General features: G+C 39.5%; 4 protein-coding genes. All 4 read right to left on the reverse strand.

The window, feature by feature from the left end; all coding sequences use genetic code 11:
• Positions 1 to 187 (reverse strand): hypothetical protein (locus tag AB1488_07495; GenBank protein ID MEW6409941.1); only part of this gene is annotated, 187 nt, incomplete at its 3' end.
• A gap of 67 nt (positions 188 to 254) precedes the next feature.
• Positions 255 to 761: a hypothetical protein gene (locus AB1488_07500; GenBank protein ID MEW6409942.1), complete on the reverse strand. Its 507-nt coding sequence runs from the start codon at positions 759 to 761 to the stop codon at positions 255 to 257.
• Positions 758 to 2,230: a hypothetical protein gene (locus AB1488_07505; GenBank protein ID MEW6409943.1), complete on the reverse strand. Its 1,473-nt coding sequence runs from the start codon at positions 2,228 to 2,230 to the stop codon at positions 758 to 760. The genes AB1488_07500 and AB1488_07505 overlap by 4 nt, the downstream gene beginning before the upstream one ends.
• A gap of 8 nt (positions 2,231 to 2,238) precedes the next feature.
• A partial coding sequence (locus AB1488_07510; protein ID MEW6409944.1) for a type II secretion system protein GspJ occupies positions 2,239 to 2,678 on the reverse strand: 440 nt, incomplete at its 5' end.

A 2,678-nucleotide genomic window follows, 5' to 3' on the forward strand; every position in this document is an offset into this window, starting at 1 on the left:
CTAACATTCCCATATTCATGCCTGACTTTGCAAGATAGAATGCCTTAATACCATCCGATGCATATCTTGCCTTCGTAAACATCATCCTGCTTTTATGTGTCATATCAAATATAAGGAGTGAAAGAAGAATCGTTATAAGGAGTGTCAGGAGGAGTGCAGCACCTTTTTCATGTTGGGAGACAGTCATGTTAGGGGACAGTCCCGATTCTACGGCTACGCCCGTAAATCTGGGACAGTCCCCTTGATAGGAAATGCTATGGTTTCTCCAGTGCTGAAAATACTGCGATTGCATCATACAATCTCGGGTTGTCATACCTTGCCTTCAGTGTAATTCTCTTCAGATAGATTGCCTTCTGCCTGAGGGTTGTTATAAGTTCTCCTATCCCACTCAGTGAAAGTCGTTCAAGTTTGACCTCCATGTTTACAATCTGAAGATCAGGTGAAAATGTATGTCTGTTAGACTTTATGGCAGATAATCTACCTTTTGGTGTCAATCTCTGCACCACCGTAACAGCAGAAAGGTCACCTGCACTGAATGCCTCTCTTTTTATCTTAAGGGTCTCACCACTTATGCGGAGATACTCCTTACCCATTGAGATGAGAGATTGAACCTTCTGCTCTTCCATTAAAGCCTTCCTGTCAAATTCCTTCCACTTTTTATATATTGGCAAAAATATAATGAACACAAATAGTATTATTAGTGAATATCCACCAATTACTATTAATGTTTCTTTTTTATCCTTTAACTTTTCACTTATCAATTATTTATCCCCTTTGAAGCTTCGCTTCGAAATGTGCTGTGCATTTTCAACGAAACCTTTGCTTTAAATCTATAGACCGCTGGCTTTACCCCTGTAGTAATCTCAGTGATTATTGTCTTTGAAAGGTCTTTCTCATTTACAAATATCGCCTTCAGTCCTTCAGCCTCACCTGTCCCTGAATACTCACCGGCAAACAGGCACCACTCACCATCTATAGTTATTTCTAATATAGAGACTGCTGGAGTTTTTAAGGATACCCTGCTTAATGCATCGATTATCCTGACAGGCTCTATCCCATAACCATCACTACCTTTCAATGTCTTCATCAACTCCTTCTCTTTTGTGAGTAAAGCCTTTATCTGTGCTTCCTCTTTAACAGCCTTACTTTCAGGCATAAGTATATTGAAGACCCTTTTTACCTCATTATTCATCGCTAAATATCTTTCATGTGTGATGTTATACCTCATATAAAGGTCTATAGTGCCTATGACCAATAAGATGCCTGCTCCTATGGCAATTTTTCTCAGCCATTTTGCTGTGTTTTTCTTTTTATCCTTATCCTGTAATAAGTTAAAATTGGGGTTCTGCATGATTCCTATAACCGAACCTATGCATAGAGCAGTAAGGGGCCAGCGTTCAGCCCTAAATCTATTCTCAAGAATAGACACAGGTATGCCTAAAGAAGAGTTTAGGGTTCGGAGTTCGGAGACTTCGGTATACAAACCTCCACCTGTGATAAACACCTTCTTTATGTTTACCTTAAGCGACCTTATCCCCTCAACAATATTCAATACTGTATTTCCTCTGTTCTCTACGCTCCTGAATACCACAGGTTTTCCTCCTGAGAATATTGCTATCACAGATTTACTGCAGCCAACATCGATGATCGCGTAAATATCTGGCTCTTTTGAGTCTGATAGTCCACAGAGAGCAAAGAAGTCCGGGATAACCCTGCATGGCTTCCTGTCTTCGGGAAAGAGTGTAAATATCTCAGCGAGATTTGCTCGTGGAAGTATTGCAGCAATAACACTGCTCCCACCTTGACTTTTTTCATCTATCTTCTGTCGTCTGTTGTTCTGTATCCCTCTATGATGAACCGATGGAATCGCATCAAAAACAATCTCGTCCATAGAAAATGGTATTAATCCTTCTAATTCAAATGGTAGTGTATCCTTTATCCTTTTTATCCCACTGAAGGGAAATGATATATTACGTGTAGAGAAGGACTCTCCTGAAACAATAACAGTGATTTCATACCCTCGAGGACTATCTGAAATAATCTCGTTTATAATGCCTGACACCTCTTCTTTTCTCCTCAATGCCTCAGTTTCTTTGAGTTCAACAATGTAAAACTTATTGATATTGGGTCTCCCTGAAGAAGACCATAGGGGCAACGAGTACGCAATGGCCTTCAGCATGCAGTTTCCTATATCGAATACTATACCTTTCTTACCACTGGGTATATGCATATATCTCCCTATCCTAAATCCAAAACCATAACAACAGACTTCCCCCTACATCCAATAGTAACCCTTATGCCCTCAGGCATCATACCCGACTTTTTATAATCCCATTCTTTTTTCCATGCCTGTTTATCAAAAAACTCTATGTCAAAGAAGTCCAGATTATCAAGTATAATTATCTTTTTTACCTCTAAAGACTCGTTCTTACGCATAAGCCTTGAGCCTTCTATTGCATAATAGATCTTCTGTAGATATGGTTCGTTATCTGAATGCAGGGGTGTATAAGACAGAACCTCTATATAGCCTTTCCTTCCAATAAAGTGAGATGGGTGGAGATACCGTAGATCTTTTTTTATAAGTTCAAGAGCGCCATTCAATGAAGATAGATTATCTGAGATCGATTCTACAGACTTATGTGCATGAGAGGTAAAGATAAATGTCCCATGAAGGATAC

The sequence above is a fragment of the Nitrospirota bacterium genome (assembly GCA_040756155.1).
Classification (GTDB): Bacteria; Nitrospirota; Thermodesulfovibrionia; order JACRGW01; family JBFLZU01; genus JBFLZU01.